Origin of the sequence: Olivibacter domesticus (assembly GCF_900109575.1) — a bacterium.
In the GTDB taxonomy this organism is placed as follows: domain Bacteria; phylum Bacteroidota; class Bacteroidia; order Sphingobacteriales; family Sphingobacteriaceae; genus Olivibacter; species Olivibacter domesticus.
Genome location: NZ_FOAF01000005.1, coordinates 186,535 through 202,707, shown reverse-complemented (window position 1 = coordinate 202,707; position 16,173 = coordinate 186,535). Strand labels below are relative to the sequence as shown.

The window sequence follows — 16,173 nt, the reverse complement described above, 5'->3', positions numbered from 1 at the left end:
AGGTTTTTGTTTTGTTCAACACGGTTAATTTTCATTTATATGTTTTATACAGCTATCATAATGTTTTTGAAATAAGATGAAAGGCAAGGGCGTGTTTTCAAGTGCCTGTTGTACTTCACTGACGGGAATGCTTAAATCTTTGGCCAGAATGGAAAAGATGGGAATGCCTAATTGTTTGATTTTTTGAAGATCTTCAAAAGTGATGAAACTGACATCCTTTGCTGCCTTATATATATTTTCAAAAGATAGTTTCACCCGCTTTCGCCTAGACTGTATTTCGTTCAGATCATTTTCTTTTTCTTGAAGAAAACTGCCTAAATATTCGTGTATCGCCTTAACTTGTGTGAGGTTAAAGGTTATTTTGGAAACTTTCATTTCATCAGAGTTCCACTCGTTTACAACAACGAGCAGCTGGTTTTGTTGGTTTACGGGGTCAAAATCAATAAAAGTGCTACTTGACTGCTGTTTAATTCTCAGTTCTCTCATGTTGTTTTACGGTTAAGGACTAATATGTTGTTTTTAGACCTTGTCTGGCATTTGGGAGTTTTAATAGGCTTTTCCAAAAAATAAACCATCTGCTTAAACTATGATTATAATTTAAGCGTGCAAGCTATTAAATAATTTGTGGTTTTGCAATGAAATTAACAGGGTAATTGAATTAATACATCCTTTATAAAAACCTACCGGTTAACCTTTTTAAATTTTCTGATTTATTAGGCACTCATTTCAATGTAATGACCCGTTAAGAATGAGGGGAAAAGAAAAGATTTGTTAGTTACCCTTGAAGAAGAAAAAAGCATGAGCCGATGTTGATTACGATAACCGTCTAATGCTGCCGCATCTAGCGCAGGTCTGTCGGGTAATTTTTTTTTACAAAGGACATAGGGGTAAGTTAAAAGATAGGTGTCTTCCTTTAAAATAGCGTAAAATTATGAAGATACTTTTACTGGGAGCACTTGTACTTTTAATGGGTACAACCTCTTTTGCCCAGAACAAATTTACGGTCAGCGGCACCGTCAAATCCGCCAGCAAGGGAGAAACAATTATTGGAGCAACTGTTAGTGCAGGAGCTAACCATGTAACAAGAACGAATGAATATGGCTTTTATTCGCTTACACTTCCGGAGGGCACTTACCCTTTAGTTATAAGCTCAGTTTCTTTTACGGCTTACAGTGACAGCTTAAATTTGCGTAAAAACACAGTTGTGAATATTGATTTATTGGATGCAGAACAAACGCTGGAGGAGGTGGTGATTTCGTCCACCGCTTCTAATCGCAGAAGCTTAGGCAGTCCACAGATGGGAATGGAAAAAATTAGCCCACAAGATATTAAAAATGTTCCCGTGTTATTGGGAGAAAAGGATGCCATCAAAGTGCTGCAATTGCTTCCGGGCATCAAGTCGGCCGGTGAGGGCAATAGCGGGATGTATGTACGTGGTGGTGCTGCCGATCAAAATTTGATTTTACTTGATGAGGCTACCGTCTACAACGCTTCCCACCTGCTGGGTTTCTTTTCTACCTTCAATTCGGATGCGGTAAAAGACATAGCTGTTTACAAAGCAGGTATGCCCGCGCAATATGGAGGAAGATTATCATCCGTATTGGATATTAAAATGAATGATGGGAATAATCAAGATTTTAACGTAAGTGGAGGGGTAGGCCTAATTTCAGCGAAATTGAACGTGGAGGGGCCTATACAGAAAGGTAAATCTTCGTTCCTAGTGTCGGGGCGTAGAACATATGCCGACATGTTTCTAAAACTTTCAAACGATTCGTCCATAAACACCAATCAACTTTACTTTTATGATTTTAATGCCAAGATGAATTACCAATTAGGTGAGAAAGATCGCTTATATATATCGGGATATTTAGGAAACGATCATTTAGGTGTGGGAGATCTTTTTGGTCTAGATTGGGGAAATACGACGGGTACACTAAGATGGAACCACATTTTTAACAATAAGCTTTTTTCTAATACATCATTAATTTATAGTAATTATAAGTACAAGATAGGCATTAACAGTGGCGCGGATATTTTTGATATCTTTTCCAATATCAGGGATTATAATTTAAAACAGGAATTTCAGTGGTATTTAAATAACAAAAATAGTTTACGTTTTGGCTTAAACTCGACATACCATACCATTAGACCTGGTGAGGTAACGTCGCCCGACTCATCATCTGTAAATGATAAACTGATGCAAAAGCGTTACTCGCTAGATAATGCTGTATTTGCCACGAATACGTGGAAGGCCTCTGATAAGTTTAGCTTAACCTATGGTTTGCGATTGAGTGCTTTTAGTATTTTGGGTGAAGGCGATTTTTATAACATTGATGGAGAAGGAAAGGTTCTTGATACTGTCCATTATAAAAGCGGGGAAGTGGTGAAGACCTATCTAAACTTAGAACCTCGTTTGGCTGCTAGTTATCAGTTTAATAACAGTTCTTCGGTAAAAGCTTCTTATGTACGTAATACGCAGAATTTACATTTGATCGCCAACAGCACATCTTCTACTCCTACAGATAAGTGGGTTGCTAGCACAAATATTATTAAACCGGAAATATCCGATCAATTTTCATTGGGTTATTACAAAGATCTGCGTGATGGCCTTTACGAACTGAACGTGGAAACTTATTATAAAACGATGCAAAACCAAATCGACTACAGGGATGGTGCAGATGTATACAATGGAAATAATGCCATAGAAAGTGAACTGCTATTCGGGAAAGGCAGAGCCTATGGTGTCGAGTGGCTATTGAGAAAGCGGACGGGAAGATTAAGTGGTTGGATTAGTTATACGTTATCCAAAACCGAGCGGCAAATTAACGGTATCAATAATGGAGATTGGTATAATGCCCGTCAAGATAGAACACATGATATTGCTATTGTAGCAATGTATCAATTGAACAAAAAATGGACCTTATCTGCGAACTGGGTGTATTATACCGGCGATGCCGTTACTTTTCCGGCCGGAAAATATATTATTGACGATCAGACAACTTATTATTATACGGAACGGAACGGATACCGTATGCCGAATTACCACCGTTTGGACCTTGGTGCTACCATGCAGCTCAAACAAAGAAAAAGATGGAGTTCGGAGCTAACGTTCTCGCTATATAATGCATATGGACGAGAAAATGCTTATACAATTGAGTTTCAAGATAGCAAAGATGATCCAAATAAAACAGTTGCTAATCAGCTGGCAATTTTTAAGTTCATCCCTTCAGTATCTTATAATTTTAAATTTAAATAAATGTATCCTAGTTTATTGCTTAAAAATGTTATGCCGAGTGTAACCAGATATTTGAAGGTAATCGAGGCATCTCAAGCAGCTTAATTACATTTCATCGCGGGTTAGAGGAGGCGTTTTTACTAATAGACAATATAATAGATAGCCATTTAAATAATATTGAATACTATGCGAAATATCATTTTATATATCATCATCTTAACCGCGGGAGTACTATGCTCTTGCGAAAAAGAAATCGATGTAAAGCTGCAGGGAGCGGCAAAAAAATATGTTATAGAGGCCGTTGTTACAGATAAAGCTGGCGGTTGCAGGGTGCTGATAAGTCAAACGAAAGATTTTAATGAAGACAATACCCCGATCACAGTAAGCGGTGCGAGGGTGCAGATTGGTACAGGTGACAGCAGTGTGATGCTCGTAGAAAATACCCCTGGTGTGTACGAGTCTAGTGCTTTAAAAGGAATACCAGGTACGACCTATAATCTACAGGTAAATATTGAATCGGAAACTTTTACAGCGCGATCTACCATGCCTTCTCTGGTAAAAATGGATAGCTTATATATTACCGAAGAAATGTTTTTTGGAGATAAGTATAAATTGCCTACAATTAGTTACATGGATCCGGTAGGGGCGCTTAATTTTTACCGTTTTATGGTATATGTAAATGGAACAAAAAAGAAGCAAATCTTTGCGTTCAATGATGAATTAACTGACGGTAACCGAAATGCAACGCGATTATTTGTAGATGTCGATCAGGATGATGTGGAAGACGAGGAGAAAATAAAGACAGGTGATTTGGTAAAGGTAGAGATGTTAACTATTGATGCACCTATTTATAAATATTTCTTCAGTTTGGAAAACAGTGCTACCGGAGATAGTAATTCTGCCACTCCAGCGAATCCTGTTAGTAACATACAGGGCGGTGCTTTAGGCTATTTTAGTGTGCATACTTTGCAAAGTATGGAGGTCAGGGTTCCATAGGCAAAAACATATAAGAGAGGCCTATCAGTTTTTAAAGCTGATAGGCCTTTTGTTTGTAATTATTCAGTGTCGAAACCATATTTTTTATAGATGAGCTTCGCCTCGTTAGAGCTTAGGTAATCCATAAAGTCAGTAGCTGCTTCCGGATGCGGTGCCTGCTTTAGCTTTCCAGCCATGTAAGTGGCCCGGATATTTTGCTCTTCAGCAATTGTTATCATTTCAATGGGATGACCGATCAGCTGTTGGTAATATGCTTCTGAATACCAAACAGGGGCTACATCACTTTGTCCGTATAATATTCGCATAGGGCTTTCTCTATGATGGATACGGGTTAGGTAAGTACTGCTATCAGCAACTTTCGTTTGCATAATCGTTTGATGTAATGTTTTTCCTCCGGCTTTTACATAAGCTGTTTCAATCTGTTTTCCAATACCTTCCCATGCCGGGTTTGGCATACTTACTCTTAATGCTTGCTGACCAAGATCCTTAATCCCGCTGATGTTTTTTGGATTTCCTTTTGGAACCATGAGCGCTAATTTATTATATGCGTATACTTCGGTTCTATCAAAGTAATCTTTCATTTGTGTTATCCGTCCTTTTCCGGCGGTGTAAACATCTGGCTTATGCGTAATTCGTAAATTGCCTAAGGTTAAAGATCCTCCTTCTATTTGTTGCGCCAGTATTCCTGGAGGTAGTGTTTCGGCAAAAACACGATCATACTGAGGGTATTTTTTCTTAAAGCCATTGATCAGCTCATCTATACACATAAACTGATTACCGGCAAAAAACACGACGAGTTGCGGGTGTTCGATGTCTCCAAAAAGATCTGGTACATTATTAATGCCCGGAACGGTAAAATTCACGCTTGAACTGGGGGGCGTGTTCCACGGTGGATCATAACGATGGTTTTGTTGAGCCTTGGCTATTGTAGCGACTAAGAGCATTAATGTGTAAAAAATGGATTTTTTCATCTGTTTGTTTTATTTTGTTCTTGTATGTTTTCCTCGGAGCATATGCAGGTTAGAAGTCGCCATGTTGACCCTATGGTTTTATGATGGTCCAACCCTCTGAGGAGCGAATTACCAACTCGCCATTGCCACTGGGTACATAAGCAATAAAATCATATAAAGCTTCTTTTTTTAGATTACGTTCTTTTAAAGAGTTGAGGCACTGTGCCACAATAACGCCTTTATCTATTAAGTCTCTCAATGCATTTTCGTATTTACCGTTCTTGAGAAAGGCTTCGGTACCACCGGAAAAGGCCACCAGCTCAATTTCAATTTTACCTTTTATGCGTGGGTCTTGCAGTACATTATTGATGTTTCGTATCGCTTTTTCAATAGTAGCGGGTATATTGCTATCAAGCTGATAGATTGCCCGATACTTGTTTGCTGTTGCTTCTGCTCCTTGATACGCCTTGTTATGAGTGATAGCTTGATTGTCTTGTGCGTAGACGTATGAGCCTAAATTAAAAAGAAATGCGGCGATGATAAAGATGAATGTTTTCATTTGTTTATTTTATTTGTTTTTAAATTGAGGGAATTCATGCTTTCTATGGGCACTGATATTTAAAAGTTGAATGGGCCCAATGTATGTTGTTTTATGTTGATATTATCTAGATAAGGAGGATAGGGACAATCTTTTGGTTTTTTTGATAAATCAGGATAATCTGCTTCTCTATTAGCCTTTTTTGGTCTATCAAAGCTATTAATGTAGGCGGCTACGTCGTAGGCTTCTTCATCTGTCAATATAGGGTTCTCTGCTGTTGCTCCTAGAGGCATATTTCCTTTTATAAATTTAGCCGCCGTAAGTAAACGAGCCATCCCTGCTCCGTTGTTAAAGGAATCACTTCCCCAAAGTGGAGGGTAGGTATAACCATTTCCGTCACCTGCCTTTCCTTTACGATGTCCTTGGCCATTTTCACCGTGACAAGAGATACAATATTGTTGAAAGACAGCAGCACCACTTTTGGTGTTGGCGGCCCTTTCGGGTACGGTAATTTTGACAAAACCTTGCCCCGTTATACGCTCCCCAATAGGGATGTGTTTGCTGAGATATTTTATATAGCTGATGATGGCACGCATCTCTTTACTATCAGTAGGAAGTGCTTTGCCATTCATGCTGCGTTCAAAACATCCGTTAATACGCTCTTCTAAGGATTCAATTTTATTTTCTCTACCAATATAGATTGGGAATATGCCTGATAAACCTACATAAGGAGCAGCATAAGCTTTTGTACCTGCATTAAGGTGGCAGCTAGAACAGGAAAGGTTATTGCCCGCCACCATCCCTTCTTTTATTTCAGGACCTAAGTATTTATAGGTTTCGGTAATTAATTTATGCCCATATGAGGCCATCTCTCCTTCTTTCCCGTCAGGAAAAGGCTCGATAGGGAAATCGGCAAGGTTCTTTATACTTGGAACATTCGTTTCGTCCGATAGGCCGTCTGCGAGCTTGTTAACAGATTTACCATTTATAATATAAACACAAGAGAATAGGAGTAATACAATAATAGCCGCAAGCACCTTTGTATAACTCAAGAGCTTTTGTATCTCTTGCCTTGTACGCTGATGGCCGCTTCCGTTTGTGTCTGCATTTTTCATCTGTATATAATTATTGATATATTGTTTATTTATAGCGGTATCAATGAGATCGCTTCGCTAAGTTTGCTTTTTAAAGGTGATGAAGCTATCATATTTATTTTTCACTTTCTGTATTTTTTCAACGGCGTTCAAGAGAGCGCTACGCTTAGTTCATCCCCCTGCGTGGTGATTTGAATAAACCATGATGGTTTCATAGTCCAAATGTAGTAGTACTATAAAAAAATATTAAACTAAACTTTATTATAGCCTATAACCAAAAGTTATGGATGAGTCCTTTTGATGTTAATTCTGTTCAGGTTGTTCATTAAATGTAAGGCGTATATTCTACGCAATTTAATAATATTTTTGTTCAAACTGTTCTTTATAAATAGAACGTAAAGGCTGTTGAAAGCCTGAATTTTTTGCTGAAGACTGAGGTGATTAATGAGTAAGCATCAATGCATAACTAATTTATTAAACAAAATCTGAACAAAATGAACGAGTTGCAAGTCTGTAGTTTTTTGTTCGTTTGTACTGCTGAAATAAAGGTCAATTTAAATTTGAAAAAAGACCAAAACTTACATTCAATCATATTATTACTTAAGAAAAAAAAGTGCATTCATTTATCTGTGATGTGAGAAACACTTATACTTTTTTATTGCTATTTATAAACTGTTTATTAACCTTGGGGCTGCCGACTTCAAACGCCCAGAGTAGGAAGGCTTTGCCCGAAAAACAGGATAGCGCTAAAGCAGATATTGATAGTACAAAAATTTTATATCCCATTAAGGACAAGCCTTTTTTAGACCTATATCCAAGGGAAAATGGTATCCATCTACGGAAACCGGGGAGCATTAAAAGAGAAGTAGATTTTGATCCTATCAGCAGACAGTATATCATAAGGGAAAATATTGGAAATAGTATGTACCGCCCTCCTCAATATCTTAGCATTGATGAGTACCAACAATATGAAAACAGATCATTAAAAGATAGAACCTGGCGGGAACTTTCTGATGAATTTTCACAAAGGAAAAGAAAAGAAGGACTCTTTCCCAGCATTGAAGTAAACAGTCCGACTTTTGAAAAGATATTTGGCGGAAATACGATCAATATTATACCGCGTGGAAGTGTTGACGCTACCATTATGGGGCAGTACAACAAAAATGATAACCCTATGTTTAATGAGCGACAGCGAAAACAACTAGGGTTCGACTTTGACCAACGGATTCAAATGAACCTAACAGGGCAAATAGGTGATCGATTAAAACTGATAACCAATTATAATACAGAAGCACAGTTCGACTTTGAAAATCAAATAAAACTTGATTATGTAGGGAAGGATGATGCGATTATTCGCAGGATAGAGGTGGGAAATGTAAGCATGCCCTTAAATTCCACCCTGATTTCAGGTACACAAGCACTCTTTGGGGTAAAAACACAATTACAGTTTGGAAAGTTGGGTGTAACGAGCGTATTCTCACAACAGCGCTCTCAAAGTAAAGAGATTACTATTTCCAATGGAGCACAACAAAATGAATTCGCTTTGAAGGCGGATGATTACGAACAGAACAAGCACTATTTTCTTGCTCAATATTTTCGTGATAATTATAGCAGGGTATTGGCAAATGCTCCCTTGATACTAACGAACGTTAACATTACACAGATTGAGGTGTGGGTGACGAATCGAAGTAATGCCATTGAAAATAGTCGCGATGTATTAGGTTTTATGGACCTCGGTGAGAACAGACCTTGGAATCCGATGTTTAACCAGCCTGGAGGTTCTCCGCTGCCGGCAGCCGGTGTAGTAGGTGATCCTGCTTTCCCAGAACAATCTAACCGACTCTTGCAAATTTTACAACAGCAATATCCGGATGCCAGGTACAGTTCTTCAAATGCTGTGGCCAGTATGTTTCAGAGCAGCGGGGCGAATGATAATTTTGCACGCCTGACGAATGCTAGAAAACTAACTGAAAGGGAGTTTACATTGAATCCTCGGCTAGGTTACATCTCTTTGAATACGCCACTCAATGCGGATCAGGTGTTGACAGTGGCTTATCGTTATACAGCTAATGGAAGAGAATATCAGGTGGGTGAATTTTCTACAGACATTCCGATTACTCCCTCTAATCCGCAGGTACTCTTTACAAAGCTCTTGAAAAATGAAGTATTGAAACCAAATTTGCCAATATGGGATTTGATGATGAAAAACATCTATTCCATTGGAGCGTATCGCGTAGGAAGAAATAACTTTATATTAAATATATTCAGGCTAGAAGATGAAACCGGAGTGGAACGCCCTGTCATGTTTGAGGGTAGAAATACGACTAATAAACTCTGGACACAGCTGACTGGGTTTGATCGATTGAATCCACAGAATGATAAGCAATCGGACGGAGTTTTTGACTTTTTAGAAGGTATAACAATTGATCCGGAGAATGGTAGAGTGATTTTTCCGGTAGTGGAACCTTTTGGTAATGACTTAAAAAAACTATTCGCTCCTGGAGAGGAGACGCTGGCTGAGAAATATGCCTTCCAAGAACTTTACGACTCGGTTAAAGTGGTCGCGCAACAGCTGTTCGTTAATAAGAATAGGTATCTTATGAAAGGTACCTATGAGTCGGAAGCGGGTTCTGAATTTCAATTGGGTGCCATCAACATTCCACGTGGTTCTGTACAGGTATTTGCAGGTGGTATCCCTTTACAGGAAGGAGCTGACTTTACAGTGGATTATGACATCGGACGTGTGCGAATTTTAAATGAAGCGATGCTGCGTTCGGGCCAAGCAATTAGAATCAAAATGGAGAATAATGAACTGTTCGGTATGCAGCAACGCTCTATGTTTGGTACACGCTTGGACTATACTGTAAATGATAATTTGCAAGTAGGTGGTACGATCATGAACTTGTCTGAAAGGCCGCTGACACAAAAGGTAAATTTAGCGCAGGAGCCTATTTCAAATACGATGTGGGGTTTTGATGTAAATTACAATGCTCCTTCTAGATGGTTAACGAGGATGGTGGATAAAATTCCGTTCATCAACACGAAGGAAGAATCTTCTATCTCTTTTTATGGTGAGTTTGCAAACCTGACACCTGGGCATTCGAAGGCCACCAATATCGCTGGATCAAGTAATGGTGCTAGTTATATTGATGATTTTGAAAATAGCCGATCGTTGATCGATTTAAAAGGTGCAATCAGCTGGCAGATTTCAGGAACGCCACAATTGTTTCCGGAAGCTCAATTTGATAATGATCTACGATACGGTTTTAACCGGGCAAGACTAGCCTTTTATAACATCGATCCTATATTTTATAGAAATAATAACCTAACACCTCCTAATATTAGGGGCAATTTACAGGAATTGTCTAATCACTATGTACGGGAAGTGCTGGAGCAGGAAGTGTTTCCGTTTAAAGAGACAGTTACAGGGCAACCCTTATTTCTGTCGACGCTCGATTTAAGTTTTTACCCTAACATAAGAGGGCCTTATAATTACACTACGTCTGGTCTGAATAATGATGGAACGTTAACCAATCCTAAATCTCGCTGGGGAGGGATGTTTAGGCAGATACAAACGCCTGATTTTGAATCGCAGAACATTGAATTCATAGAGATGTGGATGATGGATCCGTTTATTTATAAACAGAATGGTCAGGGAGGAGATCTTTATTTCAACCTGGGAAATATTTCGGAAGATATTTTAAAGGATGGTAGAAGGTCTGTTGAAAATGCATTACCTGTTAATGGTGATTATTCACAGATGGATCTTACTAACTGGGGACGTGTACCTAAGCTTCAGCCGATGGTGCAGGCTTTTGCTAACAATCCCGACCAGAGAGCATTGCAAGACGTAGGTTTAGATGCCTTGAACGACGGTGATGAACGTAATCATTTTTCAAATTTTTTAGGACAGGCAAGTGCAGCGTTAAACCCACAACCTTTTCAGGAGCTTAACAATGACCCTTCAAGTGATAACTTTAGCTATTATAGAAGTAATGAGTTGGATGCCCAAAATGCAGGTATCTTAAAACGATATGAGCGATTTAATGGAACGGACGGAAACAGTAAAACAGCCCAGCAATCACAAAGTGAAACAGGGGTGGATGGTGCTGCTTCTACTTTATTGCCAGATGGAGAAGATGTAAATAGGGATAATACCATGAACCAGGTGGATGAATATTACCAGTATAAAGTTTCTGTTAAACCACAAGACATGATGGTGGGGAAAAACTTTATTGTGGATATGATCGACGCACCTGTAGAACTGGCTAATGGAAGTAAAGAAACAGTAAAATGGTATCAGTTTAGAATTCCTATTACCGCTTTTGAATCAAGAGTGGGGGATGTGCAAGATTTCAAGTCTATCCGTTTTGTGAGAATGTTTATGACAAACTTTGTTGATACGACGGTACTGCGTATGGCAAGATTACAATTAGTAAGAGGGGAGTGGAGGCGTTTTAATGCTGAGAAATCCCCTACAAAAGTGATTGCTGATCCTGAATTAGGTACACCGGGATTAGATAAGTCGACTTTGGAAGTAGCGGCGGTAAATATAGAAGAAAATGGAAATAGGCAGCCAATACCCTATGTAGTGCCTCCAGGTATAGAGCGACAGATAGATTATGGTAACTATAATACCAATGTGAAGTTGAATGAACAGGCATTATCACTCACGGTTGATCGATTGAGTGATGGATATGGGCAGGGGGCATATCGCACTTCCACCAATGATTTTAGGGCTTATAAGAGATTGCAGATGTTTATCCATGCGGAAGGTGAGCAGTTGAAAGGGGGCGATTTACACGGGTTTTTACGGATGGGAATTGATGGTTTGGATAACTACTATGAATATGACATACCACTGGAGATAACCATCCCCGGCAGTCGTGATCCGGAAGCTATCTGGCCAGTTTCTAATAGAATGAATATTGAAATTAAGTTGTTTCAGGACGCAAAGGAGGCACGAAATAAAGCGAGGTTGCCCGATGGAAGTCCATGGCCGATTGATATTCCATATAGCTTTACAGATGGAGCGAATAAAGTTACTATCAAGGGGCAGCCCGATATTAGTAAAATCCGTTTTTACATGTTAGGGGTAAGAAATCCCTTGAAGAAAGAAGGAGATCCAAGTGATGATGGCCTGGAGAAATCCGGTATTGTTTGGTTCAATGAACTGCGATTAACGGATTATGATGATAAGGGCGGTTGGGCCGCTACAGCCCGATTAAATGCGAAGCTGGCTGATTTTGCAGATGTTACCTTAATGGGAAGCAAAAGTACTATAGGATTTGGTGCCATAGATCAACGTATAGGAGAGCGCAATCGGTCGGACGATCAGTTTTTTGATGTTACCAGTACAGTGGAGTTAGGAAAATTCTTTCCGGAAAGGACAGGAATCAGAATCCCATTCTTCTTCAATTATTCTAACCAAAAGCGTACGCCTGAATATAATCCTTTGATGCCTGATATTGAGATGAAGTCGGCTTTGGCGGGGTTGAATGCTGATCAGCGGGATTCGCTACTGCGCCTTACGCAAGATTATACTACACGTAAGAGCTTCAGTTTTATGAATGTTAGAAAGCTTCGATTGGATAATGAAAAACCTGTAAAACTATGGGATATTGAGAATTTTAGCGCTTCTTATGCCTTTTCACAATTCTATCACCGCGATTATCTTACGGAGAAATCGGTACAGAATAATTATCGGGCCTCTTTTTCCTATGATTATGTACAGAATAAAGAGAAATATATTGAGCCGTTAAAGAAGCTTTTTAAAAATAAATACACTAGACTGTTAGGCGATCTAAATTTTAATCTGCTCCCTTCTTTTATAAACTTTAGAATAGATGTGCAACGTCTCTATACGGAGAATACACTTCGTACGGGAAGTTCTCCGGATAACTATTTGCCAGCAGGAAATATAGGGACACTCTATAATAAAAATTTCACGATGACAAGGCTCTATGGTATTAGCTGGAATCTTACACGTTCATTAAAACTCGATTTTAACGCGACTAACTATTCCATCATTGATGAACCTGAGGGAAGATTGGATGGATTGAAGCGAGACACTTTATGGGAGAATTTCTGGCGACTGGGAAGGACGACCGATTATAACCATATGATGAACCTAACATATGATGTGCCAATAAATAAATTGCCGGGTCTGGATTGGATTAATGTTGCCGCCCGATACGGGAGTCAGTTTGTTTGGCAGACCCAACCACTTTTAGCAATAAACGATCCTAATTTAAATATTGGTAACAGCATACAAAATTCCAGAACCATACAGTTAAATCCGCGGTTTAATTTAGTTGGATTGTTTAATAAATTTAGTTTCTTCAGAAATGCGAAAAATGGAAATGGAGGAAATAACGCAACGACATTCCTAGCCAATTTTATTTCGGGTTTCAAAGATATAAATGCGGCCTATACAAGGGTAGATGGTATGTTTTTACCAGGTTATTTAGGTAAAACTAATTTGTTTGGATATGATTTTGATATGAATGCACCGGGATTAGGTTTCCTATTTGGTAGTCAAAGCGATATTGTTGGGCGAGCGATTGCCAATGGATGGTTAAGTAGGGACAGCTTACAGACGCAGTTTTATGCCAAATCTTTGCGTGAAGACCTAAGCATCCGAGCAACTTTGGAGCCGATAAGGGATCTGCGCGTGGACCTGACAGCTACTCGTGTTGAGAATAAAAATTTTACTACACAGATATTGTTTGACGAAAATACGAGCACCTTTCAACAGGTTACGCCTGTAACTGCTGGAGATTACAGCGTATCTTTCTTCTCTTTACTAACAGCCTTCTCGAACAAGGATGGTCTTTTTAGAACCTTTGAAAGAAATAGAGGGATTATTTCAAAACGTTTAGGAGAACGGAATCCCAACTCACAGGGGGAGACAGAAGGTTTTGCGGACGGGTATGGCAGGGCTTCTCAAGATGTGGTAGTGGCTGCTTTCTTGGCCGCTTATACAGGAAAAAATGCATCCAAACAGAGTTTAGGTAATTTTCCACGGATACCGATCCCTAACTGGCGTATTATGTATAACGGCTTAGCTAAAAATCCTTTCTTTAGCGAGTTCCTATCGTCATTGGAATTGGTGCATGGCTACCGTACGTTATATAATGTAAATGGTTACACCACTTTAATTAGATATGGAGAGGTTAATGGTGGTTCTTCTGTAAAAGATGTAAATGGTAATTTTTTGCCGCAATACCAATTCTCACAAATTACTTTACAAGAGCAGTTTTTGCCGCTGCTAGGGGTTAATGCTCGCTTTAAAAATAATTTAACAGCGAATGCGGAATACCGTAAAGCACGGACATTAAGTTTAAGTTTACAAAATAGTCAGCTCGCACAATTGTTGGATGAAGGTTTTATATTAGGGGCAGGGTATCGAGTGGCGAATTTTAGATTTCCGTTCGGTTGGTTTGCCAATAGAAAAGTTTCGAATGACCTGACGTTCAAATTAGATGTGGCTATTAACGATATGAAAACACTGGTTTACCGTTCCGATTCAGAGTTCTCAGAAATGGCCTCAGGAAATCGTAATATCACCTATAGACCGTCTATTGATTATATGTTCAACAATCGGTTTAACCTCAGGATGTTCTTTGATAGCAATTCGGTAAAACCGTATACTTCACAGACCTATGCTACTGCCTATAGTAATTTTGGCTTTAATTTAAGAATATTGCTTCAGTAGGGTAGGGATGTTGTGAGTTGCAAGTTGGACAGGACGTCGTTTCTGTTTCGCCCAACGTTTAACGCGAAAGGAAAATTGCTTTTGAAATCAAATTTATCTAAGTTTGGCAAAAAAAATTCTAGTTAATTTTCTTTGTTATATTATGGTATAACATGGAGGAATTATTAAAGCATTAATCAAAAAAATAATGAATTTTCCAGCTGAATTAAAGTACACGAAAGATCACGAATGGATCCGTGTTGAAGGCGATGAGGCAACCATCGGTATTACAGAATTTGCGCAACGCGAATTGGGTGATATTGTTTTTGTTGATATTCCTACCACAGGTGAAGAAATAGCGGGCAATGAAGTTTTCGGTAATATCGAAGCTGTGAAAACAGTTTCAGATCTTTTCATGCCTGTAACTTCAACAGTATTAAGCGTAAATGAAAAATTAGAAGACGCTCCCGAGTTAGTGAATGCAGACCCTTACGGCGACGGTTGGATCGTGAAAGTAAAAATAAGCGACACCACTCAATTGGAGAGTTTATTGTCTGCTGAGGCTTACCAAGAGCTTGTTGATGCTTAAGTCGGGTGGCGTTTAAAACCACTTTGTATAAACAATTAGGTTGCTTACGCGTGGTGTGGGCAACCTAATTGTTTTGTAAAGACGTGGCCTACCTTTTAGAAGCAGATTCTTATTCACCTCAATAATACGTCCGTTTTGAGGGTATCTATATAATTTAATTTGAAAGATTGTTTATGAAGCATTTTGTTTTGGCGATACTATGGGCAATAGTAGTGCTCTTATTAACCTGTCTGCCAATGGAAAGTACTGTGGAAAAAGTACCTGCCTTTCCCGGTATGGACAAGTTGGTGCACACAGGTTTTTTCTTTGTCTTTTCAGTATTGCTTTGTTTGGGTTTTTCAAGTAAAAATAATACGCAAAGGCCACAATGGTCTACGCTCATTGTAGTGGCAATCATATCTACAGGTTTTGGTCTTTTGACAGAGTTTTTACAATACCAGTTTTTTACGTATCGGAGCGGCGACTGGTGGGATTTTTTTGTGGATGTTGTAGGTACTGGAATGGGGCTTTTTTCGTACCTTGTGCTTCATAGAAATTTTAGTAAGTGATGAATGACGAATGAATGATGAATTGTCTTGATACTTGCTACTAACGTCTTGCTACTGAGCTAATAACTGACAACGAATAACCAATAATAAGGATATGAAACGTATTTATACCATTCTCTTCATGCTCAGCGTAGTTTTAAGCTTAACGGCATGTGGTATCTTTAAAAAAGGATGTAAGTGTCCTCCCATTCGAAGTCATTATCGGCACCGGTAAAACATATCTAATGCTTCTTTTTTTGAATCATTCTAAATAAAGTGTACATTTGAGCCAATTTAGTGAATAATGAAGTTGACAGCATTAAAACCAGGTAAATCTGGTATCATCAAAGATTTTACTGATCTCAACCTTTCCGTAAAGTTAATGGAGATGGGGTGTTTACCCGGCGAACGTATAACTTTCGAAAGAGTTGCGCCTTTGGGCGATCCGATTGCTATTTCTGTGTCGGGATATCAATTAAGTTTACGCAAAGAAGAGGCTGCAACTATTATTGTTGAAGAATTGATCAAAACAGTTTAGTTAAGGTACG

10 protein-coding genes are annotated in these 16,173 nt (G+C 38.9%); 6 read left to right on the top strand and 4 right to left on the bottom strand.

Features of this window, described 5'->3' with window-relative positions:
* Nucleotides 1-24: 24 nt before the first annotated feature.
* Nucleotides 25-486, bottom strand: coding sequence for a hypothetical protein (locus tag BMY50_RS18700; RefSeq protein ID WP_093327404.1), 462 nt, complete (start codon nt 484-486; stop codon nt 25-27).
* 445 nt (nt 487-931) lie between these two features.
* On the opposite strand from BMY50_RS18700, the gene BMY50_RS18695 reads away from it, so the two are divergent.
* On the top strand, nt 932-3,256 hold the full coding sequence (locus tag BMY50_RS18695) for a TonB-dependent receptor (protein ID WP_093327401.1): 2,325 nt from the start codon (nt 932-934) through the stop codon (nt 3,254-3,256).
* Between the two features lie 165 nt (nt 3,257-3,421).
* Nucleotides 3,422-4,231, top strand: a complete 810-nt coding sequence (locus tag BMY50_RS18690) for a DUF4249 family protein (protein WP_093327399.1) — start codon at nt 3,422-3,424, stop codon at nt 4,229-4,231.
* A gap of 59 nt (nt 4,232-4,290) precedes the next feature.
* On the opposite strand, the gene BMY50_RS18685 is transcribed toward BMY50_RS18690, so the two are convergent.
* The 3 genes from BMY50_RS18685 to BMY50_RS18675 form a co-directional block, all read right to left on the bottom strand.
* Complete coding sequence (locus BMY50_RS18685; protein WP_093327396.1) at nt 4,291-5,202, bottom strand: molybdate ABC transporter substrate-binding protein; 912 nt, start codon at nt 5,200-5,202, stop codon at nt 4,291-4,293.
* Nucleotides 5,203-5,272: 70 nt separating this feature from the next.
* Nucleotides 5,273-5,740: a DsrE family protein gene (locus tag BMY50_RS18680; protein ID WP_093327393.1), complete on the bottom strand. Its 468-nt coding sequence runs from the start codon at nt 5,738-5,740 to the stop codon at nt 5,273-5,275.
* 59 nt (nt 5,741-5,799) lie between these two features.
* On the bottom strand, nt 5,800-6,834 hold the full coding sequence (locus BMY50_RS18675) for a c-type cytochrome (RefSeq protein WP_093327390.1): 1,035 nt from the start codon (nt 6,832-6,834) through the stop codon (nt 5,800-5,802).
* Nucleotides 6,835-7,498: 664 nt separating this feature from the next.
* On the opposite strand from BMY50_RS18675, the gene sov reads away from it, so the two are divergent.
* From sov to BMY50_RS18655, 4 genes are all read left to right on the top strand, one after another.
* Nucleotides 7,499-14,530, top strand: coding sequence for a T9SS outer membrane translocon Sov/SprA (gene sov, locus BMY50_RS18670; protein ID WP_449406639.1), 7,032 nt, complete (start codon nt 7,499-7,501; stop codon nt 14,528-14,530).
* Nucleotides 14,531-14,717: 187 nt separating this feature from the next.
* On the top strand, nt 14,718-15,098 hold the full coding sequence (gcvH, locus tag BMY50_RS18665; protein ID WP_093327387.1) for a glycine cleavage system protein GcvH: 381 nt from the start codon (nt 14,718-14,720) through the stop codon (nt 15,096-15,098).
* Nucleotides 15,099-15,271: 173 nt separating this feature from the next.
* Nucleotides 15,272-15,646 carry a VanZ family protein gene (locus BMY50_RS18660; protein ID WP_093327384.1) on the top strand — a complete coding sequence of 125 codons (375 nt, stop codon included), beginning with the start codon at nt 15,272-15,274 and terminating at the stop codon, nt 15,644-15,646.
* 283 nt (nt 15,647-15,929) lie between these two features.
* Nucleotides 15,930-16,163, top strand: coding sequence for a FeoA family protein (locus BMY50_RS18655; protein WP_093327381.1), 234 nt, complete (start codon nt 15,930-15,932; stop codon nt 16,161-16,163).
* Nucleotides 16,164-16,173 lie beyond the last annotated feature (10 nt).